Below are 24,781 nucleotides of genomic sequence, written 5' to 3'. Positions count from 1 at the left end.
GTGTTGCCAAGTCCTTGGCATCGCGATCTTGTGGATTCCGGCGGGGTGCTGGAGGTGGCCGCGCGCCACGGCCGGATGTACTAGCTGGCGCGTTTGGGTGGGCGCACCGCTGCTGGCGAAGCGGCGGCTGCCTCCTGCCCGAGTCGGGGAGGGGGCGCGTGTGTCCGCGGCCGATGCCGCCAGGACAGGACGGCCGCCGCGAAAGGGAGGAGAGCGATGATCCCCAGTGCGCTATCCAGACCCCATCGGCGGGCGAGCGCTGCGACGATGGCGACACCGCCGGACCCTCCGACGAAGAAGGTCATGAGGAGCAGTCCGACGCCTCCTCCTCGGCGATCTGTGGACAGCTCGGCTGCCACGGCCGCGCTGAGGACCACCTGGGCGACTGAGACGGCAGCAAAGGACAGTGACGCGGCCACGATCATGAGCGGCGGGCTGCCTCCCATGAGTCCCGCTGTGGCCAGACATAACGCGAGGGCTGCTGCGACGCCGCTCAGGAGGCGACCTGCTGAGGCGTGGCCCGCCATGTGAGCGCCGGCCCGGGACAGGATGGCAGCGGCTACCGCTCCCGGAAGCAGGCTCGCGCCGACGGCGAAGGCGTCCCAGTGGTAGGTGTCGGTGAGCACGATCGGAGCGGCATACATGAGAGCGAAGAGGGCGGCGTAGACGCTGCAGCCCACGGGGATGGCAGACATGAATACCTTGTTGGCGAAGACTTCCCGCGGTATGAACGCGTTCGGGTGGTCGCGCCGCAGGATCACTGCCACCGTGGTGGCCGCGAGCAGCAGTACGAACGCCGCGACGAGCCACGCGGGAAGCTGCAGGGTCGCGGATTGTCCGAGGAGCAGCAGGGTTGCCACGCCGACGGCCACGGCGCCCGCGCCGCGGATGTCGACCCGGGTACCCGTCCGGGGATGCGACGCGGCAGCCGGCAGGCAGGCGGGAATGGCGGTCAGCGACAGCGCGGGTAGAACCGTTGCGATGCGCCACGACGCGGCTGTCGCGACGGCGCCGGCCAACGTAGCTGCGGAGGTGAACATCGACATGACCGTGCCGTAGCCGGCAAGGACTCTGGCCCGCGTGTCGGGTGCCGACGCGGCGGCGAGCGCGACAGCGGTGGAGGTCATGGCACCCGATCCGGCGGCCAGGATCATCCGCCCGATGATGAGGCCGGCAAGGCTGGGCGTCGTGAGACATAGCACCGCACCGGCCGCAAGCAGTAGTGCGCCGAGGTGGAGGACCTGCCTTGCGCCCCAGGCGTCCAACAGCCGTCCGAACAATGCGGTGCCGATGCCGAGCGCCAATGCGTAGGCGGACAGCACCCAGCTTGCGGCGGCCTCGTCGACCTCGAGCGCGGTGATGAGCGTGGGCAGTGCGATGGCCGCCGCGGTGACGCCAAAGACCGCCGGCCCGTACAGCAGTCCCAGTCGCACGCCGACCCGGGACGCGTTCTGCCGGTCGGCGGTCGGCTCACGCGTGGGCGTTTGCCGGGCGGTCACGTCGTTTCTCCGTTGGCGGCCAAGCGGCCCCCGGGCGGTGGGATCGGGCGGGTCGCCGTGTCCGGCCGTCGCGGAGCGCCCGCGCCGGCGCCGGCAGGTGGTGGAATACCGGAATACCGCTGACCGCGCGCAGGTACTCAGGTCCGGCGGTGTCGCCCGTGCCGCGCTGATCGCCCAGGTAGCGCACGGCCAGTCGATGATGGGCACGACGCCACTGCAGCGACGCCGCCGCGAATCCGGCCATAGCTCGGGTGATGCGCCGGTTCGCGTCATCGGCCAAGGCGGAACCGTAGTGGTGGTATGCCTCGTCGAGGGTTGCGTGTCCGGCCAGGACCCGCTTGCGGACGTCGGGGACAGATCGGTAGGCGACCGAGTCGAGGCGGGCTTCGTCCGGCCGCCGGCACAGCGATTCCACGAGTTTGTACCGCGGGGACTGGATGGCGCTGGCGCCTTCCGTGTACGTGCGGAAGCTGTGGAACGCTGATGGCTGCATCGTCTTGATCAGCGAGTTCAGAGCCAGCGACTCGCGCAGGACCGTGCTTGCCGCGTCCAGGCGCTGCGCTGCCTGCTCGGCGTTGCCAATGCGCAGTGCCGTGACCGCAGCGGACAGGTCCAATGCGAGCAGCGCGAATGTTGCCTCCCACGCCTGCAGCACACGGATGAAGAGGTATTCGTCGTGGAGGAGGTCGACCGGCAGCATGGTCAGCGCGAGGTCGAGGCGTTCGCCAGCTTGCAGGTCGGCGTCGATCGCGGACCAGATCAGCCGGACGGCGCTGGCCGGACTGTGCCCTCTGAGCGGGCCGGTCCGGCCGAGCCGGCTGAGGATCGGTGCAAGGGCGCGGATGCCGGCCTGCGTTCGGGTGGTGACCAACTGCGGGTCGGGTCGCATGCGGGGCAACATGTCGGTGGTCTTGTCGGCCGCCGCGAGCTCGAACCGCAGAGCGTCGCCGAGCAGCCGGCTCACCACGCGGTCGCGGTCGCGTAGGGCGATGGCGGCGTCGGGGCCGGGTTGGTCGAGGGCGGGTAGCGGCAGCAGGTCGACGGCGATGTAGGTGCGGTAGTCGTACCGGTGGTCGAACTTGTCCAAGGCGATGTCGAGGAACCGGCGAAGTCTTCGCAGTTCCGCGGACGTTTCGACGTCGCTGGGTAGTGACGTCCGGATGTTGTGCAGCACGGTCAGGACGTCGGTGGCTACGAATTGCTTGCCGGCGAGGTGGAAGTCGCGCAGCACGTCGGTATACGGGAAGGTGACCGGGTCTCGGCCGGTGGCGCTCCAGCAGTACAGCTCATGCATGGCGTGCCCCTGCCTGCGCCGAGAGCCGGCGCGGCCGTGCTGAGCCGTCGAACTGTTCGATCAGCGCGCACGCCGCCAGAACGTCCAGTCGGGTGCTGAAGGCGTGAACCGATAGCCGCGCGACCTCGCCGCGAGGGCTGATCAGGACGTTCCGTTCGGTGAGAAACGCGCTCAACGCACCCGGATCGGGGTGTGGCAGTGCGACATGGGCGCCGCGGGTGGCAGGATCTGGTTGTGGGACAGATCGGTGTCCCTGCGCGGTCAGAGTCGCCACTATGCCCTCGGTGAGACTGAGGACGTGTTGTCTGACCACCGCCAGGTCCAGCTCACCGATCAACGACAGGCCAGCGTTCGCGGCATAGATCGCCGGGATCGCCGGTGTGCCCAGCTGAAGCCGGCCCGCGTCGAGCGGAAAGTCCAGCTCGTGGGGATCGAACGCGAACGGGTTGCGTCTGCCGAGCCATCCGGTCAGTTGGGGCCAGAGCGAACCGTCGGCCCGTTGGCGGACGTAGAGGGCGGCGATGCCAGGCAGGCCGAGCAGGTATTTGCCGTAGCCGGTGATCAGATAGTCGACGTCCAGGGCGGCCACGTCGACCGGTTCGACGCCTGTGGCCTGGTACGCGTCGGTCACGACGCAGGCGCCCGCGTCGTGGGCCGCTGCGGCGATCTGCGCCACGGGCAGCCGGATCCCATGGCGGTAGGTCGTCATCGGCACGGACACCAACCCGGTGCGGGCGTCGATCGCGGCCAGGTAGTCCTCGGCGCAAACGGTTCCGTCCCGGTCTCCGACGAACACCACCTGGGCGCCGCGAGGGCGCTGGGCGAGCCATACGTGTGCCAGGCCGGGGAACTCCGCGGACGAGGTCACCAGCCGTGGCTGTCGTGCCCATCTCAACGTCGAAGCCACCTGGAACGCGGATGTCGTCGCGTCGGGTAGCAACGCCACCTGGTCCGCTCGGGCACCGATGAGCGCCGCGGTCTGCACACGCAACCGTTCGACCTCGGCCTCAAACCGCTCCCACGCTAGGCGTGGTGCGCTCATCGCGGCGAGCATGGCAGCCATCGCCTCGCCCAGCCGCGCCGAGGCCGGGGGCAGGCTGCAGCAGGCTAGGTAGGCCAGGTTGTCGAGACCCGGAAAGTGTTTGCGAAACAACACCGGATCGAACACCTCGCCGTTCACGGCTGCCACACCTCACGCTCAGCCATCGGCCCGGTCCGTGTCAGTTCCGTGCGGACCCGCCACAGGTCCGGGAAGAAGCGGTGGTCGATGAGCCTGGCCAACGCCCTGACCGGTGTGCCCTGGGTGCCGACCACCCCGTCGCCGATGGTGCGCAGCACGGTGCGGTAGTGGCGGATGCGCCACGACGTCACCCGGTCGTCCCAGGTGGTCAACGCTTCCGCCAGCAGGTACAGCGGCTGGGTGGGACTCCCGCGGTACACCTCGGCCAGCGTCTGGTTCCGATCGCGTAGTGCGTCCCGGAAGGCGGATTCCAGGGTCCCGCTCACCTGGCGGACCTGCCGCCAGCCGGGTGACTCGAATCCTGATCCGTTGCCCAAGACCGTGCGGATCATTTGGAAGTCCCACGGCGACAGGTGCCGCAGCATGTCCAGCTCGTCGGTGATCAGGCGGACGGCGAGTTCCGCGCGGGTAAGCAGCGGTAGCGCCGCCTCAATGTCGCCGGCGCGGACCCGCCGTGCCGCCTCGCCGACCTCCGTGCATGCCAGCATCAGCCACAGCTCGGTGGCCTGATGCACGATTTGGAACAGCAACTCGTCGCGATGCACCCTCTCCTCGGGTTGTCGCTGCAATGACAGCAGCACATCGGTGTTCATGTAGGTGGCGTATTCGCTGCCTGCCCCCGCCCGATTGACTTTGACCCGTACGCGGCGCGTGCAGGTTCCTGGCGATGCCGTGGCTGATTGATGTCGCATTTGGACCCGCCTCCAGACGTCACGACCGGCGCCGCCCACGAGGGCGTAGGTCGGCGCGGCCGGGGGTAGTCACTTGAGATGTCCGTGCTTGCCGGCGGCCCGGCCCCGACAACGCTCGACAGCAGTTGCCAGGCGACCGGGCAGTCGGCCTTCGCCTCCGGGCACCGCTCGGCAGCCAAGGCCGTCAGGCCCCCAACGCTCACGGCCATCCATCAGGCAGCGAACGCCCAGGGACCACGACACGTTCACCAGTAACGCCGCCACATCCGTGGTTGTTCACTACAGTTAACAGGAACAGTGGGAGCATGCCAGGACAGCTCAGCCTTGTCAACTGATAGATGCGCAGGCGCAACGCGCGTGCACAGTGGTGGACAGACGGGCTGGGTTAGGGATGCTGGGATGCCTTCGGGTTGGGCCGCCCGGGGGTCGGCACTACCTGCGGAGTGTGCCGGGCGGGAAGGCGCGTCTGCGGGCTCGTTGTCGGCGGTCGTACTCGGCGGCGGGGTAACGGGGGACCAAGTGGCGCCGACGTCTACGCCGTACCGGTGCCGTCCAAGGAGAAGCCGGACCGATCCGGGTTGTAGGCCGTCAGACTTCTCGGCAGCCAGGCGCCGACGACGATGGCGAGGAGGATCCCGGCCCTACCAATCCGAACTGGCGGCCGCGTGTCTAGCGACACCGAACGCTGCTGAGCTTGCGACGATGCAGGCATGCTCGCCGTGGAACCGATCGGATCCCCGCGCACAAGGTTGATCGTGATCCGGGGAAATTCCGGGTCTGGCAAGACCTCCATCGCCCGACAGTTGCAGCTGCGCCACGGGCGTGGCTGCGCGCTGGTGGAGCTTACCCACCGTCCTCTTGGTGTACGTGACGTCCAGGTGTCTGCCGGCTGTTGATCCTGGAGCCCGAATAGCCTTTCATGATCTTCACGTTCGCGACGTGGGGATGTGATGGTGGTTGGACCGCAGGCGGGTTGTGGGTCAGATTCGGGTCCAGCAGGTCGTGCCTGGCGGAGGTTGACGGTCATGGACGATCCTGTGGCCAGAGGGCGCGGTATACCAGGAGGCTGATCGTTACCTGCGCCGGTACGACGGCGAGCCCGGTACGCAGCGGACCTACGCGTACCTGTTGGTGGACCACCTGCGGTGGCTCGAGCGAGAGGCCTTACAGCTCGACGCTGTGAGGCTGCGGGACGTGCAGCGGTACATGGGCATCGTCGGCGCCGATATCCGGATGCCGCTGGGCGAACCGTGGCGGGTCGGTAAGCGGCCGTACGGCAAGACGACGTTGGGGACCACGGCGTCAGTGTTGAAGGCGTTCTACCTCGGGCTGAGCGACGAGCACCGCAGCGCCGAGCTCCAGCAGGACCTGGATCAGGTCCGGTTGCCGTCGAAGGCAGACCGCAACCGAGCACTACTCGGGCACGCGAAGTCGACGATGCCGGCCAACCCGCTCGCGCCGCGCCCGAGCGGCCGCCGGCATCCGATGATGCTGCCGGACGACGGCCGCGGCCGGCTGCTGAAGAAGGTGAGCACCGCCCGCGACCGCATGATCGTCACCTGGCTGTACGACGGCGGGTTCCGCATCGGTGAGATGTGCGGCCTGCACCTGGAAGACCTGCACCTGCGGGAGAACGCTGAGTGCGCCCAGGCGCGCGGCGCGCATGTCCACATCTGCCTCCGCGAGACCAACGCCAACCAGGCGCGGGCGAAGACGAAGCACCCGTGGGAGCTGGTGAACGGGGTCGTGCACGGCGGCCTGATCCGACGGGTCAGCCCCGAGATGATTCACACCTACTTCGCCTACATGACCACGGAGTACCCGCGCGCCGCGGCGGGCGATCACGGAATGCTGCTCGTGCAGCTGACCGGCGACGATCGCGGCAAGCCGTTGTCCACCGCAGGTGCACGCAGCATGTTCCGCCGCGCCGGTCTACGGGCCGGGCTAGGGCGCGTGCATCCGCACCAGGCCCGGCACAACTTCGCCACCGCGGTCTTGGACGCGTCGGGCGGCAACCTCATGATCGCCCGCGATGCCGGCGGCTGGGCATCCAGTGCCACCGTCGACGAGATCTACGGCCATACCGACATCCACGATCCCCAGTTCGACGCGGCGCTGCGGAAGGTCTGGAGCGACACGTGACCGTAGCCGTTGCGCCGCTTGCGTTGGGTCGACCTGACCGAGAGGCGCGGGATCGACTTGAAGTCCTGACCGCTCTGATCACGGGTCCGGGATTCGACCCGCTGTTCCGCGGCGATGTCATCCACGTCCCGAAGAACCACCCGGTACTGCACTGGAACTGCCTGATCGACGGCTGCGACGGCTACATCCGCGCGCAGGAGCTGTGCGCCAACCACCTGGTCCGCTGGCGCCAGTCAGCGGCGGCCGGCGTGGAGCGGGCGGAGTTCCTGCGCACCGCTTCGCATGTGACCGCGCGCAAGCGACTCAACGCCCCGACCGGCTGCCGAGTCACACGGTGCGGACGGCCGGCGCAGCGCACAATGGCCGCCGAGTTGTGCACCTTCCACTTACACCGCTGGCAGGAGGCCAGCGGTTCGGTCCGAGTGCCGGTCGAGGGGTTCGACGATTGGGTGGCCGACCAGAACCCATGCGATCCCTACGGGGCGTGTGTCGCGGTGTGCTGCACGGACTTGGCGCGCTCGCCGCTGGGCCTGTGTGAGGATCACGAGAAGCTCTACCGGCGGGCCGGGCGGCCCGGCGGGGCTCGGCTGCCGTCGAACTGGGGCCGCTGGTTCGAGCGCCGCGGCGCGCCCGTCCCGGTCCGCTACGACGACGAGCCGGCGTTTCGGCGGTGGTGCCGCCGGGTCCAGCCGGCTCCTCGCCCCGGGCAGATCAGCCTGCACGGCATGCGGCCCCTGATGAAGGCGGAACTCAAATGGGGTCTGCACGCCTACACCCAGCGCACCGACCACACCCGCTGGTGGATGCACTCGATCCTCCGCGTCGTGGACGCCTGCCGCAGCCTCGGGTCGCTGCACGACTACGACCTGGGCGGCGCCGGCGAGCACGAGCGGATGATCGTGACCGAGATCCTGCGGGACCTGGACATCGTCTATGTGACGCCAAGCGAGAGCAAGACGGCCGGATACATCGAGTTCCAGCACTTCGGACGCCGAATCAGCAAACTCAACAGCAGGTTCGACCTGACCGGGGTCCCGCAACGGTGGCTGCGCAACCTGCTCTGGGAGCACCTGGCGGATCTGCTGCGCTCGGTGAACTGCCCCCGCGGGCGTGGCACCTACTTCGCGATCCGGGTCGCCGTCCAGGAACTGGGCGCGTTCCTGCAGGACCGTGCCCCGGGGGCGGGCCACGACCCGTCCGTGCTGTCCGCCGAGCACGTTGAGCAGTTCGTCGCCGACCACCGCCGCCGGGCGCGGGACGGGCTGCCGGCAAGGCGGCCGAGCACCAAGCCGGCAACCGTCACCAGCGTTACCTGCAAGAGCACCTTCGATGTCCTGCGCAGGATAATGCGTACCGCGCTGGAAGCTAGCCGCACCGACCAGATCGGCCTGGACCGGGCGTTCGCCTTCGCGTTCCCGCCGGGTGACAAGCCCGTCTTCCGGCCGCGTAGCCCCTTCACCGACGACACCGCCCGAGCGCTCGCCGACCAGTCGAACCTGGGAATTCTGGCCGGCGCCGACATCACCGACCGGGGAGCCCGCGACATCTGGGAGACGATCGTGGCGACCGGGCGCCGCGCCGGTGAGGTCCTCGATCTACGGCTGGACTGCATCGGGCTTTACAACGGCGTGCCGCTGCTCTGGCACGACCAGACCAAGGTCGGCAACTACAACGAGGCCATCCGCATCCCCGACTACACCTTCCAGCGGCTGCGGGACCGGCAACGCAGGACCATCACCCGCTTCCAGGATCGCTACGCCCGCACACCTACCGCCGCCGAACGCGCAAAGATGGCGCTGTTCCCCCGCGGCTACAAGAACCCGCACGGCACCTACGCCGTCAGCCACAGCTGGTTCCACACGCACTTCCGCCGCTGGGTCCTCCACCTCGACCTCGGCTCAGCGGTCCCGCACCAGGCGCGTCACACCCTGGCCACCAAGCTGCTGGCGGCCGGCGCCAGCCTGCAGCACATCAAGCGCTACCTCGGCCATGTCTCGGAACGGATGACCGAGCACTACACCAAAGTCGCGCTCAGCGACATCGACGACGTCCTCCAGCAGGTCTGGGTCACCGGCCCCGGCGCGTCACAGCCCGGCCAGTTGGTCTCTGAAGGGGTGACGCCGCTGTCGCGCGAGCGGGCCGAAGCCTTGGCGATCGACCTCGGACGGCGCAGCACCCCGACCGAAGGTGGGCTCTGCACCTATCAGGTCGTTGTTGACGGCGGCGCTTGCCCGTGGAATCTGGACTGCGAGCACTGCGACAAGTTCGTGATGACCGGCGCTGACCTGCTGTATTGGCGACGCAAGCGCGAGCAATGGTACTCGCTGGCCGAACGCGCACCCACCGACGAGATGGCCGACTGGCTGCACCAGCAGTTCGAGCCCATCGACCGCGCCATCGCCGGCTTGGAACGGGCACTGGCCGGCCTCGGCCTGCTCGACGACGCCCTCGGACTGGACCTGCGGCGCCCCAGGACTTCTTCCACCGTCTCTGGACCACCGCGTTCCGCACCACTGACCTGGCCACTGTCGGTGACGTGGAGACCAATTCATGACCATTCCCGATCCGGGAACGCAGCGCACGGAGGCCGCCAACCACGCCCGCCAGCAGAGCACCCGCAACAAACTCGACCGCATCGAGGCGACCCTGCGGACCATGCACCGCGAGCGAACCCCGGTGACCTACCCGGCCGTCGCTCGGCGGGCGGGAGTCTCGCGCACCTTCCTCTACCAGAACGCCGACGCCAAGAAGCTGGTGACCACGGCGATCGCCGCCAGCGGCGACCAGCAACGCCGAACCCAGGCAGCACACGACGCGCAACACGAAGCGTCCTGGCACCAGCGCGCCCTCAACGCCGAGGACGCCCTCAAGGCCGCCTACGCCGAGATCGACACACAACGGGAACGGATCGGCATCCTCCTCGGGCAACTCCGCAACCTGCAAGCCGAGTACGCCGAGGGCACCGCCCCACGCCTCGCGGAGGAGAACGCCGGACTCAAGCAACGCGTTCGCCAGCTCACGGAGGAAAACAGGCGCCTGGACCAGAAGCTTCATGCCGCCCGGTCCAACAACCGCTTCCTCGACAAGCGGCTCGCCGACCTCGAAGTCGAGCTACTCAACGGCCAGATGCACCACCCGCCAGACATCCGCCCCCGCTCCGATCAGTGACAGGCGACAAGCAGCGAGCGAGTGTCGACGTCCCTCACTTCTTCGTACACGACAAGATCCGTGATGTCGTACAGAGAACTCCCTGCGTGTGGAGGCAGCCTCGGCCGCGTCCGGCAACCATCCTGGCCAAGAAGTGGCCAGCCCGGCCGGCTACAGTTCGCAACATGCCGTCCCCCAGCGATGACGCGACGGGCTGCGGCAGGGAGGTACCTTCCCCCTGGGAGCACAGCGTCCCATTCGGTTGGCCCCGGTTGGCCGCGCAGCCGCCGCCGTCCAGCCCCATCCACAAAGAGCATCGGAACGCTGAGGGCGAAATATGGCAGTTTAGGTCGCGGTCACCTGCAGGTGCCAGGATCGATGTCGGCGATGCGGTAATATTCGCGTTCGCTATCCGTCAATGTCGGCCTGGCAATCGCGCATAGTCGCTCGATCCACGCTTCTGGAGAGTACAGCGTTACGTGTACTGCCGACAAGTCGGTGGTGACCACGTGGCTGCCGTTCGCGTTGACGGCTTCGATGGAGTAGTCGGCGCCAATCTCGACATAGTGATCGTCTTGCCGAGGCGCAGTGTAATACCATGTGCCAAGGTGGACGACGGAGCTAAAGACTGCTCCGTACAGCAGCGTTGGAGTGCTGTCATTGCTGACGAATCCCTGTATCCACGCAAAGTCGGATAGCACTCGGTCGGCGATAGTCTTGTGTTCATCAATATCCCGTATATGCAGACTATGGCTCTGACCCTCGTTGGTGACGTAGGCAAGGTGGCGGCCAGATGGGTCAAAGACCATCGCCCTGTTGACGAACATTAGAGCAATGCTGCTGCTGATTGGCAGCGTGAACTGCTCGACCACGCGTCGTTCGGTGACGCTCCACCTTTCCGTGGTGCCGTCAGGCCACCACGCCACAATCTCTGGATGGTTTGGCCGCGGCAGGACAGCGCCCGGCGCCTTGCCCTGACGTGATCCTAGAAGAAGCGGCTCGCCGACTGGCTTGCCGTCACCTGTACGCCAAAAGGCCACAGTGCTTCCCCGAGTTGCGGCGAAGGTGGCCTGATCGAGGAACCCGATGTGGAGCTCACCGGTTCCCGCCAGCGTGGGCGACACGGCGATGGTAGCCGTGTTAGTCAGATCCGCGAGCCGCCAGAGCTGGATTCGGTCGCCAAGGGAATCTGCTGTCGCCGCCCATTGCCCATCTGGCGATATGACGAGTTCGTCGTGTGATGACTGTGTGGCACTGTGCCCGGCATTTGTCTGAGCCTGGCCGCTGCGCTGCAGGCGTCTCGTCACCGTCTCCCACATCGACAGTGTGCGGTCGCCCGCGTCCCAGGCGAGGACCTGCTTCCCATCGGGGGTGAAGGCGACCGCCTCGGCCCGCGCGACTGCGCCGACGAGGGTGTCTCGACTTGGGATGTGCATAAGCGCCATTGCATTGCCGCCGGGTCGCCCGAGGAGGCCAACTTGCCCGTCGGCTCTCTTGAAGGACGCCTCAAGTATGCTTCCCGGTATCGGGAAGCTGGCAATGACCTCGTTGGTGCGCGGTCGCCAAATATACAACGTGTCAGCAGTTCGGCTTGAACCGCTTCCATCGAGCTCCTCGGTCGTGGCCACGGTACCGTCAATGTCGATTACCCGAGTGGACCCGTAGTTACACGGTCCGGTCAAGATTTCCGAACGACGGATGAGGCGCCCGGTGCGTGCATCCCAGACTCCGAGGCTCATCGAGTCTTCGTGTTCCGAACAGGCAACGATCTGGCCTCCCGGTCCGACGTCGAGGACGGTGGCGCCTCGGGTGATCACTTGTCGTCGCTTGGTGGTGGGGTCGAATACCGCGACAAGGCTGTTGTCCTGAACAACCAGCCGGTCGTCGTTGTCGAACCACGCCGACATCGACTCGTTGCGTAGGCGCAAGGGAGGTTTCGGCGTGCGTGGTATGGCCGTTGTCTGAGGCCGCGCTCCGGTCAGTGGACGTACGAATACAGCCGATCCAGCGGTGTAGCTGTACGCCATAGTGGTGCCTGAGGCGTTGAGAGCTAGCTCGACGACTCTGGGAGGATTGATGGTTCCATTCAGAGATTGGTCCGGCTCGGCGTGCGGGTCAGAGTGCGGGGTGAATGTGGCTAGGAGCCGTGGGGGTATGTTGACTACATTCCAGACCTCAATTTGTGCGTCTCGTGTCACTAGCGCCAGCGTGTGTCCGTCGCGGGATATTGTCGAGGCCCAAACTGAGCGGGCGGGGAAGTCCAATTTGTGTGGCGCCCCTTTGCTCATGTCCCACAACGACAGCTCGCCCTCCCCGTCATGCGTGACCACCCGTTGGCCATCCGCGCTAGCCGAGACCCAGTAGTCATCGCCCAGAAAACGATCGATCAACTGACTCTCGACGTACTGCCGAAGAAGGAGACCCTCCGTTGACGGCGACGGACGCATCCGGTAGGCGCCGACTGCCAATAGGGCGGCTGCATCAGGCGGCACGAGGGAGGAGGTCGCCGCCTGCGCCAAGCGGCTGGACGCATCGACTATGTCGCGCTCGGCCGCGTCACCTTGCAGGTTCTTGATGATAAAGATGGTGGAGGCCACAGCTACAATCAGTACAAGGAAGGCTGCGCTCGCCCCTGTTACCAGACCTCGCCGACGTTTTTCGACCTTAAGGCTGAGGCCAATATACCGCCGCTCTCGCTCGGTGAGATCATCGCCCCGTTGCTTTATCTGGTCGCGCGCTGTCCGCAAGCTGCCGCCGCGTAGGAGGTCGCCAGTGTCGTTTGTGGACTCCCATCTGGCGCATCGGGTGTCCATCTCCGCTTGCCATCGACGAAAGTGCCGTTCCTCATCTAGCCAACTGGCCAGCCTGTCCCACTTGCGGGCTAGTGCCTCATGGGCGAGCTGGACGGTGTCGGCTCCATCCGGCGTCCGGTTGAGGGTGACAAGGCGGTGGGTCGCGAGGCGTTGCGCCAGTGGTCGAAGGTCTGGCGCAAGGTCATGCATTCTCACCGGCGGGGCCGTCCATAGGTCGTAACCTGGCACTGGTGTGACGAGCCGCGTCAGCAACCGGCGGACCGCGTCCCGCTCTACGGCCGTGATGCCTTGGTCCCACACCCGTTCGGCGTGGTTTGCCAATGCGCCGGCTACACCCTTAATCTCGTTGTACGCGGCGTGGGTGAGTAGTCCACCGCTTTGGCGTTCCCACAGCAAGCTCAGTGCGAATTCGATCAGCGGAAGTCGCTGGGAGAGGTCCTTGGCGTCGCGGGTGATGAGCTCCGCCGCGTCGCGAAGGATGAGATCATCCAGACCCGGTTCGTATGCCGGCATATTTGGATGAGCGAGCGGTGCACGAACAACTTGTTCAAGATCTGTTGCCGTGATCGGCGCCATCCAGAAGACGCTTTCCTCCAGCAACGGGGCGAGTTTTGCGAGCATCTGGACGGGTTCCAGGGAGTCGCTGCGAAGGCCGACAACGAGTCGCACGGGGAGATTAGATTCGATCATCAATTGGCCCAACAAGGTGTCCAGGTCAGATATCTGCTCCGGCTCGCCCACTAGGATGTCCTCGAACTGGTCGATAATGAGGACGACTTCTTCCATCGATCCATTCGCCAACGCTGCGCGCACCAACTCGACCGGTTCGTCCGAGGTGGCATGCCCTTCTGGAAGGAGTTGACGCAGGACGGCAACGAGGCCGGAACGTACCCCACTCCCGACAGAGGGTCGCCATTGTGCCACCTCCATTCGCTGCCCACGCAGGCGTGGCAGTAGACCAGCGTTCAGGAGCGAAGTCTTGCCTGACCCGGAAGCGCCGGTCAGCACGGTGATCCAGCTTTGGCGTACCCGCGCGGCTAGGCGGTCGGCGAGGTCCTCCCGACCATGGAAGTACTTGGCATCCTTTTCGTCAAAAGCGGCGAGGCCACGGAACGGACTGGGCGGTTCGCTAAAGCGGCGCAGCTCCGGCCAGGCGTCCACTAAGCTGGCCGATGGGATGAGGAAGGCGCTGCGCGCGTTCCGATCTAGATCGACGTCAGCGACGATTCCCACGACGGCTCGGAGTTCCTTGCACCAGACCGGACTGCCGCTGAAGCCGCGCCGAATCTGGTAGTCAGCTTCGACATTGCCTTGCATCTGGATCGTTCCGGCGGCAGTTGCGCCCTGAAAGGTCCCCCAAGTCCAATGACCGTTCGCGTAATCGGCCGGCACACCCCAGACCCGGTACGAGAAACCCCATTCCGGTGCCCGTGATGCCAGCCTCGTCGGCCGCACAGAGGCAGGTGGTGAACTGATGAGTCGCAGGCCAGCCACGTCCCCTGAACCGTCCGACTGCCGCGGAATCCAGGACACCACCGCCGCGTTTGCAGCGGGCCTATTCGGCGCGAATGGAAAATCGACCCGGACCAGCGTCGTCGGCGTATCTTCATCCGAAGCGTCGCCAGCGATCGCCTTTGCAACCACGTGTGCACACGTGATGATCTCGGATGGGCCAGCCAGACAGCCGGCACCGACTGCCCGTCCTTCCCGGTCCAGCAGTCGCACCACGGACGTCGTCCAGGTGTCTGTCGGCGCCTCGCTCATCGAGGTTCAGCCGGCTGACGGCGTCGACTCGGCCGGCGGGCCCGGCGATCGGTGACCACCGTCCCAGGTGAAGGTCACCTTGACTGCGCCTTCCGCGGCCGTCTTCGCAAGCACCACACCTGCCTGAGCGTTGAATTTCACGGCCAGTTCGAGCTCGATGGCGTCAGGACGACGAGATAGCGCGGAAGCCTTACTAATCAACGCATCGGCGATGAGTCTCAGGGTTTCGAAGCCGTCCAACATGCTCCAGCCGACAGCAATTACCGTCTCCCCGTCCACCGCCGCCGGACCGACGCCGCGCAGATCGTCCTCCACCTCGACAACGACGCGTTGGTCGCCTCCGTCAACAGACACCGCCACAAGATAAGTGGGCTTCGACACCAGTCCTCCATATGCTAAGCCGGCCAAGCAGACCCGATGAAAGATCATTTAGGCCAGCCTCAGGGGACCGGCCCTGGCGACATTAGCCGAAGCGTCCAAAGGTCGGTGTCCCACCATCAGGTGTCCATCGGCCAACTTCATCAAAGCGCCTGCGGCCCGATCGGTGAGAGCTCGCGATATGCATCTTGCCGACGCGGGAGGGGCCGAACAGGACGACGTTGATGCTGACCCGCGCGAGTACGTTGTGGGTCTGGCTCACTTCGAAGCGTAGTCATTTCGGCTAGAAGCGGATAAGAGCGGCCCGTCGGGCGCGTCGCCCCACCTGTAACGCAGTGTAATCAAACAGGCACCGGGTTGTCCCCTCGCGACGACTGCGGCGGCGCGGCCAGGCGAGCAATCCCGTTCGGCGCAGTCGATCAAACTGGACCCGTCTCCCTGGCGCTGACCGATGACGTCGACAACCGAGCGCTCGGACACGACAGACACCTTCGGCGGCGCCGCAGCCGCGGGACGTCACGAACATGTTCACCACGTGTTCGCCGAGTTCAGGACGGTCGACGACACCGGGAGCGGTGGGTAAGCTGGAGCAGGACTTCCTGCGCCGGATAGTGCTCCGCGAACGGGACAAGCCTGGGGGCGTCGCCCCCGGCCTCATCGGCCACACGGTTCGTTTCATCCTTGACCAGGGCTACCACGTCGTGCTGGAAGGGATTCTGTACAGCCGCAAGTACGGCGACATGATCCGGTCACTGGGTCGATCGCATCGAGGACAGACGACGTATTACTACCTGGACGTCTCATTGGAAGAGACGCTACGCAGACACCAGATGCGACCGCAGGCCACCGAGTTCACTATGGACGATATGCGCGGCTGGTACGCGCCACACGACGTTCTCAACGTCGACGGCGAGCACATCATCGACGAGTCATCCTCCATGGAGCGGACCATCGAGTACATTGCGGCCGCCGCAGGCGTACCGCTGAACAGACGTGAGGACGATTTCCAACCCACCACCCGGTGACCGACCGAGTAGTACGACGGAAACCTTTGGCTCAGCTCGCTGACAACGACGGAGCCCGCGATGCTGGACAGTCCGGCGCCGGTGGGACATCGATGGCTAACAGTGCTAGGGCTGGCTCGAGGGCTGCCTACTCACCGGACGGAATCGGCTCGTCCTGGTTCATCACGGCGATGCCGGTGTGGTCCCCTCGCGGCTGGCTGCTCGTTGCGCCCGTCTACGTCAAGACTTCAGTCGTACGTTGGCGGCTCGCTTTGGTGAATTCTGGCTCTGAGCTCTCCGTATGCCTCGGCGCCGGCCGCATCGAGGTCCGCGCGTCGGCGCTGGTAGCTGAGGTAGAAGGCGAAGGTGGTGATCAACCCGATCGCCGCCACGGCGCGCGAGGATGTCGATCATCCACGCCAGGCGGAGAAGGCCGCGGTGACCGGCGCCGTGGAGCCTGCCGGGTAAGAACCAGCACTCCGGCACCGATGCTGGCGAGTGCGCCGCCGGTGACGAACGTCGTCACCATTGACTTGAGCCGCTGTCTGTGTTGGGCGGTGTGGTCAGCCCGGTAGACCGCAGGCATGAGGTAAGTGTGTCAACTAGACCTGCCGCACCGCCAGGAGGCCGGCCACCTGCCGGCCAACACGCTGACCTGTCCGGGTGCCATTGCCCCTGTTTCGGCAAAGATCGGACGCATGTCGGGCAGGCGCAGTACGCGTCGATGGCACCAAGATGGGTTCATGGGACGACGAGGTAAGTTCGCGCGGCTGGTCGACGACTTCGTGGCCACCGTGGACCGGCTCGGTGGCCAGGTCGACCCGGCCACCGTCGCCGAGGAGTTACAGGACCGCATCGACGCAATCGCCTAGCAGACCGGCGTCACCCGGCAGACAGTGCTGCGGACCTACATTCCCGACGAGTGGGGCAGCAAATGGCTACCGACATGATGGCCGGAATGCCAGGTCACGACGCCTCCGGTGTGGAGGGCCCGGACGAGCACTTCGCGGTACGCGTCGTGGCGCGGCTGCTGGCCGCGCTCGGCCAGGCGATGCTGTTCGCGACCGTCAACCAGGACCACACTCGGCCGCAGCCGCGGATGGACCCTCGCGCGGCCGCCGAGGCGGTCACCGGGCTGAGCATGGCCGTTTACCACACCCCGCCCGGCGACGATCTCGTCACGGTCGCCGGCGAGATCGTCGGGTGGACCCGCAGCACGCTCGAGGTGTTCCGTGACCAACTCAGCGTCCATGCCTGGTCGTCTTGTCCATGCGAGGAATCGCACGGACAAGACGAAACCGACGCAGCGGTGTTGCGCGCGATCCGTGCGGACCTGCTGCTCCTACCCGACCCTGCCACCCGCACGCTGCAGGCCGGATTGGGGTGACATACCGCCGGTCGGGATCCCCAACAGCGCGTCACCCACCTTTGAGCCAGGCACACGCGCTGCCGTAGAGGCCAGGCCCGCTAGATCCGCAAGAAGTTGGTCCGCTGGCTGCACCGTAGCCAGACGCTGTCCCGATACAGGCGGCCTCCATAATGCGGTCAACATCAGCCTACCGCGAAGCCATGCGGCGGACGGACGGTGATCGATGTTGGGTTGATCTTAGGGCTACTTAGCTGTGAGAGCTGGTGCCGGCGCCAAGGTACCGCCGGACGTGACCGCCCAAACGATCCACGATCCTCGGCTTCGCTCCACCTCCAGATTGACCTGATCTCCGGGGTCGAGAACCAGGCGACCGTAGGTAACGTCACCGTCCTCGACCTTGGCTTGGAAACAACCGCCGCATGGCAGGTCGAAATCGACCGTGACGACCAGAAAGTCACCACGCCAGCCGAGCATTTGGGAAGCGAGGACGACGGTCGCGGACACGCCGAAGACGTCCTGGAGCTCACACTGCCGGCAGTCATGACCCCAGTAGTGCCGCCCGGGCTTCAACCAGGTCTCCATCTGCGCCTTCGCCAGTGTGAACGGAACATGCAAAAAGTACTCACGGCCGCCAGGCGTACGCCGCCCCATCGACTTGAGCAGCCCCAACAGCTCACGCTCGCGCATCCTCATGTTCGTGAGCCTCGGGGAGGTCCAGGTGTGCGTGACCCGAAGCCCAAGGCGAGCGGCGGTTGCTGCAAGCGTGCCGAGGCGCCCGGCAGGGTTTTCAGAGCGGCCGCCCTTCACCACGCCGTTGTCGAACCGCACCAGGTACACGTATCCGTCATCAGGCCCACTTCTCACGATCAGCAGAGTATCGAGAACCTCTGACAGCAACGACCCACTGGCGATCCCATCGGCACCGCGAAACGCCGAGCACCACCTACTCCTGCCGTGCCGGCGGTTGGATCAGGAGCACGTCCGCCACGCCGCCTTGGTTAACGCAGTCTTGGGCGAGATCGTGAACGTGCCAGTGGTAGTCAAGGCCAGGCCCACCAGCATTCACGGTTGCTTCGACAGGCGTGTACTGGTGAAGGGGCGTCGAGCCAGAGTCGTAATCGTAGCCCTGGTTGTCCGTTGAAAGGATCGTCAATGGCTGGACTCCCGTCCAGCGGAGACTGACACGCACGTCGTACTCGTCGTTGCCGGTCGTGCCCGCGGTGGCACGGACCAGCGCCATGAAGTCAGCCACGGCGCACTCGACACCGACGGATCGAACCTGCCAGCCGTCAAGGTGTTCGTCGCTGCCCCGGCGATGTCCACCGACTACCGCCGCCATGGTGACGGAGCCGTCGTGATGGACGCTGGCCCACGCTTCCTTCCACGCCGAGCGGTCACCCGTGGCCGTGTTCGCGGCGATCCACCGGCGTAGCCCTACCCGCGGATTCAGCCGGTCCATGTTCATCAGCGGATGGAAGCCGCGGCTCCCCGTGTACTCCACCGCCAAATTCATCGCGGCTGACAGCACCGCGGCGACGTCATCGCGGCTGAGAGGATCACGCAAACGAGGAATACGGGGCCTGGCTACCGCGATCAGCCACGCCCGCCCACCCGTGTCCCGACCACCGGATGCCTGGTCGAAGAGCCTGTCGAGCGCCTCCGCAGCATGGCGACCTTCATCGAACCGAGCCCGGAACATGGCCGCGACCTGACGCTCCTTCATCCACACTGTGTCCGAGTCGACACGCAGCGGAGCAGCGAAGTAGTCACCCTTATAGATCAGATGGGGCCCATCGACGCTCGCCGGAACCTGCACGACAACAGCCCGCTTGCCCTCGACACCGAGACGGTGCACACCAAGCCCAAACACCGGCGGCGAAATCGCAGTAACCGCAGCACTGCGTAGAGACCGTTCGTAAGATTCACCGAAATCGGCGATATCCAGACGCCCGATAGCAGCCCTCTCAGACTCCTCGACCCCGTACACCAGGACACCGCCGCCGCTGTTGGCCATCGCAGCCACGTCCTTGGGAAACTCACTCTGCGGCAGCCCCTTCGATGGCGGCAGTTCACGCTTCCAATCAAGATCATCCGTCTCCATAACACCGGCCTCAACCGCCGCGTCAAGCAAACTCGTCGGTCAACGGACCAGGTGCCATCCCCAGAGCACGGTGGAGCGCTGTGAAGTTCATGCCGGGAGGCTACGGACAACACCGCAACCGATGCCGCACGGCACGCCGGCCCGTCCCCGGACGGCCCTATCCAGAATCATCCGCGGCAGACCTCGCCGTCCCACTCAAGCACCGAGGGTGGGTCCGCCCGGAGAGGTCGACGACCCGCTCGTTAGCGACGTCCCGATCACCCCGCGGGCCTCACACCGTTGGAAGGACGTTGTCACCCGCGACACGTGCGCCGGTCCTGCACGACAGCGGCCTGCTCAGGGTGAGGGCCCCGCCCCTCCAACACAGAGTCCGGGAGCCCGCACTGTGGCCGCCCGTCGGCCACGCTCAGCCGGCACTGTTGGGAATCGAACCGCTGCCAAATCCGAACAATAGAACAGCGGGAGGCGAGCCAACTGCCCGTGGGGAACCATCCGTCCTCACGGCAGCAACACAGCCTCCTCAACTACAAGAACCGCATGTTCGCCCAGCTCAGAACGAGTTTCCCTTGCAGCGCTACTCCCGCCGATCGCGCATTACACCATCGACAAAGGACACGGCCGGATCACCCGCCGCACCATCCGGGTCCTGCCCGCCCCGCTGACCTGCCGTTCCCGCACGTCAACCAGGTTTACCTGATCGAACGGTACGTCACCGACACCGCCGGCACCTCGATCTCCGCCGTCACTCAACTCGGCGCCGCCAGCCACCGCGCCACCCGGGCCACACCGGCCGACCTAGCCTGCTACGTCCAAGGCCAATGGGCCATCGAGGCCCTGCACTGGATCCGCGACACCTGCTACCGGGAAGACCACTCCAGGGTCCGCACCAGATCCGGCCCCCGGGTCCTGGCATCCCTACGCAACCTAGCGATCGGGGCCCTGCGCCTGGCCGGACGCGCCGACATCACCGAGGCCACCCGATGGGCCAGCCGCAACATGACAGCCATTCACCATCCTGGGCCTCACATCATGATCTTGAAACGACCGTGATCAGTACTTTGAGGATCCAATGCTGACGGTGCCTGCGGTTCATGCCAAGTGCGGAGAGACGGCTACCGATCCCCCATCGGGTGGTGGTGCCGCGAAGGATGCATACGAGTGTTCAGGAGGTGGTAAGGAAGAGGCAGGGGCAACCGGTGCCCACGAACAGGAAGCCGCTCGCATGATCAAGAAAAGTCCGAGATTTCTCTTCCTCGGCAGCGACGTCGAGGCCGTTGCTATCGGCCCTGACTCATACAAGGACGTCTTCTCAGGCCCGGCGGACGGTGGTGCCATCACTGCTTCCGGGGTCGGCGGCCAGGTCTGGATCTACCTGCCGGGACGCGACGAGCCGTACGAGACGAGTATGGCGTGGCCTGGGCCGGGCGAGCACCTACTGGAGATTGCGCCTGCCGTGCTGGAGGCAGTAGTGCAGGCCGACCCGAACCAGAGTGACAACGTGCTGCGACAGCTTCGCCACGAGGTAGAGGCGTACATGTCCGCCGTCAACGACCAGCACGACAATCCGCCCGAGTAGCCCGTCCGTGATGCCGGAGCCCACGCCCATGCCTGCGTGGGCTCCGGTGTGCTGGACGCAAGAAGACCATGCAGCCTCCCGTATCGCGGTGGCTTGTCTTGAGGTGCAGTGACAGGTCGAGAAGCGGAAGCCAAAGAGGCCCCAGTCTTCGTCCTGATCGGAGTCGTTGATCCACCACATGGGCATCGGCTACGAGGGTGTGGCGGCGGGCTTGTCGAGGCCGTCAGAGTTCAGCGAGATGGTGTGCTGGGGCCCTTCACCGGGCTGCGATTCCGCAGCCAGGGCAAGGGCGGCAGCGAGCTGACGGCCGTCAACACCCTCGAAGAGGTGAGTGTCGTGGATCAGGAAGTCCGGCGCTCGACCAGCCCGATGGGCCAGCACTGCGAGGATTAGGTCGAAGCAGAAGACGACCATGCTGATGCCGACGCTGTTATCGCTGTCGATGTGAGGGTTGAACCCCCAACCGGCGCGTCCTCGTCCTCATAGAACGGCGGCCCAACCTAAACGAGCCGGCCCGGTTGACACGGCACAACGTCCAATGTATTCGATTCGGTTCAAGCGTTTCACGACAGGCTACGGCGCGGGCCGCCGCGCCCGCGTACTTGCACCTGCTGGCTCGACCGGGGTGGCGGCACGACCCGCCGCTGACGCAAGCCACCCTCCACGGTCCACTGCACAATGGTTGCCGCTGCGTGCATGGCCATCCGTGCCGCCTCGGGCGTAACGTCGACCGCTGTCGGGGTACCCGCGTGCCGATCTCGATGGCCTTGCCAGAGCAGTCTGGTCAGACTGACCAGCGGGTCTATCGATGCCGGGTTGGCGTCACCATCCGCAATGGCCAACTCCCATTGGTTCGCAGTCGTTTTCCACTTGCCGAGTACGCCACCAAGTGTTGCCTTGTTTTCACCCGGCAACACCAGCGGAACAAGCACCTCCTCGACTGCCTTCACGGCCTCCGCATACGCCACGCTGGCGTTGGGGTGCAGCGCATACGCCGCGTCCCAAGACGCCTTCAGGTGCTGGCCAGGACCGGAGTCCGCCGCGTGCCGTACCGCAGATGCGACGGTCTCGTCTACCCGACGCTCCAGTCCGGCACAGTCAGGACGTCGGACCCGGTACACCGAGTTGCCGTCCCGAAGGATCTCGTCCAGTTGCTCGGGATGGCCAGGTTGATCCGGCGTCATTGGATGCGTCGGTTGGTGGACCCGGTCGAACAGGGCGGCGTCGATGATGTCGAGGAGGACCGTGGGCTGCGCCTTGCCGGCGGCGTCAATGAGAGCATTGGTGTACTTTGCCCACTTCTCCGAGTAATGGAACTTGTCGCCGTTGAGGTCCACGCGGGCCCGCGTGGCGATCCGCAACGCCTTCTCTTCCGATCCACTACGTCCGATGGCTATGGCGAGGAACTGGCACTCGAGCCAGTGCGCAAGCGGACCACGCAAGTGGTCGGGTACGCCCTCGGAAAGCGCCTCGTGCCGGGCGTCGGGACCCCGCTGGCTCAGGCGACTCCAGTCATCCATGCCGACGCTGCGTGCCCGGCGATCCATATCGGTGCCTCGCGCCTGGCGACGGGCGCCGACCGCGGACGAGATCTTCCGGATATTCCGGCCGATCCACCGGCGTACCCCGTACGGCACAAGGTGATAGGCAGAGACGGCGAGAAAGATCACGTAGATGGCCCCACCGATGCCTACAATCACCCAGATCCAGAGCGGCAGCTTGCCGAACGCAGCCGCCACGCAAACCGCGATAACGGCAAGGCCAGCGATGGCGCCAAAACAGCCAGTATCCTCGTCCCTCACCTTGACCCCCGTGTACACCGCGTGCGATACGGACAATGTCAACGGAAGAGCGTATGGCAACTGGCGGCTGGGCGAAAGCCGCTTTAGACCGGGCCGAACAAATCATGGCGCACTGACTTGATCCAGATCCTCGCAGCGCCGCATCCTTTGTGGCGTCCGCTCGACGCCGCTACGACCGGGTCGCGCGCCCACAACTCCGTCGCACCGATGCCACGCACGCGGGCCCAGAGATCCTTTGGATGGCCCACACTGGACGTAGCCGAGAGGTGGCGGGGCATCGTCTTTCGATGCCGCACTTCATTCGGCAGAGTCCGCGCCGCGGCCTGACTCGCCCCGGAGGACGCGGGTGCCCGCGCGGCATTCCAGTCGTGTGGCCGTGAGCCGGGCTATTCAAATCTTGATGAGGACGATCCCGGCGATACTCTCGGGAAGCCCGGCGGGTGGTGTTCCGCCGTGTAAGGACTCGCTGACGTACGGCGGGAGTCCGGGCCTCAGCCCTCGGAGCAGGTGTGGGAGGTACGGCGCGAAGAAGTGCCCACGGTCGTTCGGCAGGTCGAATGGCAGCTCGGCCGAATCCGTAAAAGGCAAGTCGGCCGTTGCCATCAGGAATTGCGCGGCGCGAACGCGTGAGACCTGGCTGACGACTTTCTTGGCGACCTCCCGTGCTCCGCTCTGTGGCCGCATGAGGAATTCCCCTAGGCCGCGTCGAAACTCTGCGCGGCGTAGGTGGACGTCTTGCGGTAGAGCGGGCTGCCGGAGGCTCGGATCGACAAGATCCTCGATGGGCGTGGAGTGGTGGAAGGCGTAGCAGGCTGGATTCGACTCCTGACCGAGTCCGTACTTCACAACCAGCGCGCTGGCAACGGTGACTGCGGCTCCCTCTCGAACATGGCACGGGCGGTCGCCGTGCAAGAGGCCGCAGACGAGGTCGGCGCGGTAGGCCAGATCGCCGCAATACAGGACGTAGGCCGCCGGTACGCTCAACACGTCGGCGGCAGAGAGCAACGCGGCCATCTGCTGCCCGCCGTTGTGCTTGAAGCTGCAACGCCAAGGGTCACGATGCAGGCTCTTGGCCTGTATCAACATTCCAAAGCACTGGCCAGACTGGTCGGTCCACCACCACAGCCAGTCCGATCCCAACTCTGCTTCCTCGCGCTTGCTGAATTGAACGTATCGAAGCTCCGGGCCAGCTTCGACAAGCAGCAGGTCCGTGACGGTCTCTTCATTCCAGCCGTACCCGTCGCGATGCCGGGCGCTCATGTGCCGTTCAGCCGCAATCCTGCCTCGTCGCACGGCGGGGAGGATCGCCGGGCCTAGATAGTCGATCATGACGCTGTCGTGGTGTGACGCGGCCCAGGGCCGTTCCCTATGGCAAACAACGGCGGCTCGCCGACTCGGCGCAGGCGCCGGTCACGGCGTTGATCACCGATCCGGCCAGCGCTCAGAATGAACTCCAGTCATGGGGTACTTCGTGCCGTCTTGCGCGATGATACGACGGAACGACCTGCGGCTGGTTGAGTGCGAAGCTCATCGGGCCGGCAACACGCGCTCGCCTCGGCACAGGTCGTCACTGCTGGCCAGGATGATCGAGACGTACCCGGGTCGCGGCACGGCCGGCTGGGACAGACGCCGCGGCGTTCCAAAGCCATCGCGCGCCGAGACAGTGGCGATATGGCGCCACAGTGGACGGCAAGTGCATGCGAATGCTCGCCGAGCGCGGTACTCGGCGAGCATTCGTGAGGTGTGAGGTTCAGCCTAATAGTCAGCCGGTGATGACGGGCAGGAACTCAGTCACTTCGATCGAGGCTTCGTCGGCGGTCGTGGCGGCGGGCTCGGTACCGCTGTAGCCGCCACCGGCCCAAGTGACTTCCCATGTGACGACGGCACGGAGCTTGAACTTGCCGTTCAGCGATTCCCGTGACGTAGTCGTGTAGGTGTGACCGCAGTCCGATTCCGCCAT

General features: G+C 65.8%; 17 protein-coding genes and 3 pseudogenes. 8 read left to right on the top strand and 12 right to left on the bottom strand.

Annotation, left to right across the window (positions count from 1 at the left end; genetic code table 11):
• Positions 1-80: 80 nt before the first annotated feature.
• From Prum_RS31945 to Prum_RS31930, 4 genes and pseudogenes are all read right to left on the bottom strand, one after another.
• Positions 81-1,499, bottom strand: a complete 1,419-nt coding sequence (locus tag Prum_RS31945) for an MFS transporter (protein ID WP_173079832.1) — start codon at positions 1,497-1,499, stop codon at positions 81-83.
• Positions 1,471-2,793, bottom strand: coding sequence for a tryptophan 2,3-dioxygenase family protein (locus Prum_RS31940; RefSeq protein ID WP_173079831.1), 1,323 nt, complete (start codon positions 2,791-2,793; stop codon positions 1,471-1,473). The genes Prum_RS31945 and Prum_RS31940 overlap by 29 nt, the downstream gene beginning before the upstream one ends.
• On the bottom strand, positions 2,786-3,973 hold the full coding sequence (locus Prum_RS31935; RefSeq protein ID WP_246278221.1) for an aminotransferase class V-fold PLP-dependent enzyme: 1,188 nt from the start codon (positions 3,971-3,973) through the stop codon (positions 2,786-2,788). The genes Prum_RS31940 and Prum_RS31935 overlap by 8 nt, the downstream gene beginning before the upstream one ends.
• Positions 3,970-4,644: pseudogene (locus tag Prum_RS31930) on the bottom strand (tryptophan 2,3-dioxygenase family protein); the annotation flags it as partial. The gene Prum_RS31935 and the pseudogene Prum_RS31930, both read right to left, overlap by 4 nt.
• Before the next feature lie 791 nt (positions 4,645-5,435).
• On the opposite strand from Prum_RS31930, the pseudogene Prum_RS55270 reads away from it, so the two are divergent.
• The 4 genes and pseudogenes from Prum_RS55270 to Prum_RS52215 all read left to right on the top strand — a co-directional run.
• Positions 5,436-5,567: pseudogene (locus Prum_RS55270) on the top strand (kinase); the annotation flags it as partial.
• 289 nt (positions 5,568-5,856) lie between these two features.
• A complete protein-coding gene (locus Prum_RS31925; protein WP_246278646.1) occupies positions 5,857-6,867 on the top strand; it encodes a tyrosine-type recombinase/integrase in 1,011 nt (336 codons plus the stop codon).
• A gap of 359 nt (positions 6,868-7,226) precedes the next feature.
• Positions 7,227-8,885: pseudogene (locus Prum_RS54600) on the top strand (tyrosine-type recombinase/integrase); the annotation flags it as partial.
• Positions 8,886-9,417: 532 nt separating this feature from the next.
• On the top strand, positions 9,418-10,035 hold the full coding sequence (locus tag Prum_RS52215) for a DUF6262 family protein (RefSeq protein ID WP_173079830.1): 618 nt from the start codon (positions 9,418-9,420) through the stop codon (positions 10,033-10,035).
• A 335-nt stretch (positions 10,036-10,370) separates the two neighbouring features.
• Here the strand turns inward: Prum_RS52215 and Prum_RS31910 are convergent, their stop codons facing one another.
• Both Prum_RS31910 and Prum_RS31905 read right to left on the bottom strand, forming a co-directional pair.
• Positions 10,371-14,552 (bottom strand): nSTAND1 domain-containing NTPase, encoded by a 4,182-nt coding sequence (locus Prum_RS31910; RefSeq protein WP_173079829.1) that lies wholly within the window; start codon positions 14,550-14,552, stop codon positions 10,371-10,373.
• A gap of 45 nt (positions 14,553-14,597) precedes the next feature.
• Positions 14,598-14,972 (bottom strand): CU044_2847 family protein, encoded by a 375-nt coding sequence (locus Prum_RS31905; RefSeq protein WP_173079828.1) that lies wholly within the window; start codon positions 14,970-14,972, stop codon positions 14,598-14,600.
• 572 nt (positions 14,973-15,544) lie between these two features.
• Here Prum_RS31905 and Prum_RS31900 point away from each other — a divergent pair.
• From Prum_RS31900 to Prum_RS31895, 3 genes are all read left to right on the top strand, one after another.
• Entirely contained in the window at positions 15,545-15,994 is a 450-nt protein-coding gene (locus tag Prum_RS31900) for a P-loop NTPase family protein (RefSeq protein ID WP_173079827.1), read from the top strand.
• Between the two features lie 722 nt (positions 15,995-16,716).
• Positions 16,717-16,845, top strand: a complete 129-nt coding sequence (locus tag Prum_RS53975; RefSeq protein WP_281369063.1) for a hypothetical protein — start codon at positions 16,717-16,719, stop codon at positions 16,843-16,845.
• A gap of 86 nt (positions 16,846-16,931) precedes the next feature.
• Entirely contained in the window at positions 16,932-17,360 is a 429-nt protein-coding gene (locus tag Prum_RS31895) for a hypothetical protein (RefSeq protein WP_173079826.1), read from the top strand.
• Between the two features lie 225 nt (positions 17,361-17,585).
• On the opposite strand, the gene Prum_RS31890 is transcribed toward Prum_RS31895, so the two are convergent.
• Together Prum_RS31890 and Prum_RS31885 are read right to left on the bottom strand one after the other, a co-directional pair.
• The gene (locus tag Prum_RS31890) at positions 17,586-18,179 is read right to left on the bottom strand and encodes a hypothetical protein (protein WP_173079825.1); all 594 of its coding nucleotides are present in this window, start codon (positions 18,177-18,179) and stop codon (positions 17,586-17,588) included.
• A gap of 106 nt (positions 18,180-18,285) precedes the next feature.
• Positions 18,286-19,443 (bottom strand): AlbA family DNA-binding domain-containing protein, encoded by a 1,158-nt coding sequence (locus Prum_RS31885; protein WP_218577418.1) that lies wholly within the window; start codon positions 19,441-19,443, stop codon positions 18,286-18,288.
• 1,222 nt (positions 19,444-20,665) lie between these two features.
• Here Prum_RS31885 and Prum_RS31880 point away from each other — a divergent pair.
• Positions 20,666-21,019, top strand: coding sequence for a hypothetical protein (locus Prum_RS31880; protein ID WP_173079824.1), 354 nt, complete (start codon positions 20,666-20,668; stop codon positions 21,017-21,019).
• Positions 21,020-21,208: 189 nt separating this feature from the next.
• On the opposite strand, the gene Prum_RS31875 is transcribed toward Prum_RS31880, so the two are convergent.
• The 4 genes from Prum_RS31875 to Prum_RS52210 all read right to left on the bottom strand — a co-directional run bounded on the left by Prum_RS31875 (position 21,209) and on the right by Prum_RS52210 (position 24,781).
• Positions 21,209-21,433, bottom strand: coding sequence for a DUF2326 domain-containing protein (locus tag Prum_RS31875; RefSeq protein ID WP_173079823.1), 225 nt, complete (start codon positions 21,431-21,433; stop codon positions 21,209-21,211).
• A gap of 149 nt (positions 21,434-21,582) precedes the next feature.
• Positions 21,583-22,863 (bottom strand): hypothetical protein, encoded by a 1,281-nt coding sequence (locus tag Prum_RS31870; RefSeq protein WP_173079822.1) that lies wholly within the window; start codon positions 22,861-22,863, stop codon positions 21,583-21,585.
• A 348-nt stretch (positions 22,864-23,211) separates the two neighbouring features.
• A complete protein-coding gene (locus tag Prum_RS31865) occupies positions 23,212-24,150 on the bottom strand; it encodes a DUF6615 family protein (RefSeq protein ID WP_173079821.1) in 939 nt (312 codons plus the stop codon).
• 433 nt (positions 24,151-24,583) lie between these two features.
• Positions 24,584-24,781 (bottom strand): hypothetical protein, encoded by a 198-nt coding sequence (locus Prum_RS52210; RefSeq protein WP_246278219.1) that lies wholly within the window; start codon positions 24,779-24,781, stop codon positions 24,584-24,586.

Source organism: Phytohabitans rumicis (assembly GCF_011764445.1).
Lineage (GTDB): Bacteria > Actinomycetota > Actinomycetes > Mycobacteriales > Micromonosporaceae > Phytohabitans > Phytohabitans rumicis.
The sequence above is the reverse complement of the archived record's forward strand: the minus strand, read 5'-3'. Positions and strand labels throughout refer to the sequence as shown.

Bases quoted from the DNA above. Each gene is read 5' to 3' on its own strand.
- Prum_RS31880 (WP_173079824.1), top strand. From the start codon at position 20,666: ATGATCAAGAAAAGTCCGAGATTTCTCTTCCTCGGCAGCGACGTCGAG.
- Prum_RS31865 (WP_173079821.1), bottom strand. From the start codon at position 24,150: ATGATCGACTATCTAGGCCCGGCGATCCTCCCCGCCGTGCGACGAGGC.
- Prum_RS31875 (WP_173079823.1), bottom strand. From the start codon at position 21,433: ATGGTCGTCTTCTGCTTCGACCTAATCCTCGCAGTGCTGGCCCATCGG.
- Prum_RS31940 (WP_173079831.1), bottom strand. From the start codon at position 2,793: ATGCATGAGCTGTACTGCTGGAGCGCCACCGGCCGAGACCCGGTCACC.
- Prum_RS31885 (WP_218577418.1), bottom strand. From the start codon at position 19,443: ATGGAGACGGATGATCTTGATTGGAAGCGTGAACTGCCGCCATCGAAG.
- Prum_RS52210 (WP_246278219.1), bottom strand. From the start codon at position 24,781: ATGGCGGAATCGGACTGCGGTCACACCTACACGACTACGTCACGGGAA.
- Prum_RS52215 (WP_173079830.1), top strand. From the start codon at position 9,418: ATGACCATTCCCGATCCGGGAACGCAGCGCACGGAGGCCGCCAACCAC.
- Prum_RS53975 (WP_281369063.1), top strand. From the start codon at position 16,717: ATGGGACGACGAGGTAAGTTCGCGCGGCTGGTCGACGACTTCGTGGCC.
- Prum_RS31895 (WP_173079826.1), top strand. From the start codon at position 16,932: ATGCCAGGTCACGACGCCTCCGGTGTGGAGGGCCCGGACGAGCACTTC.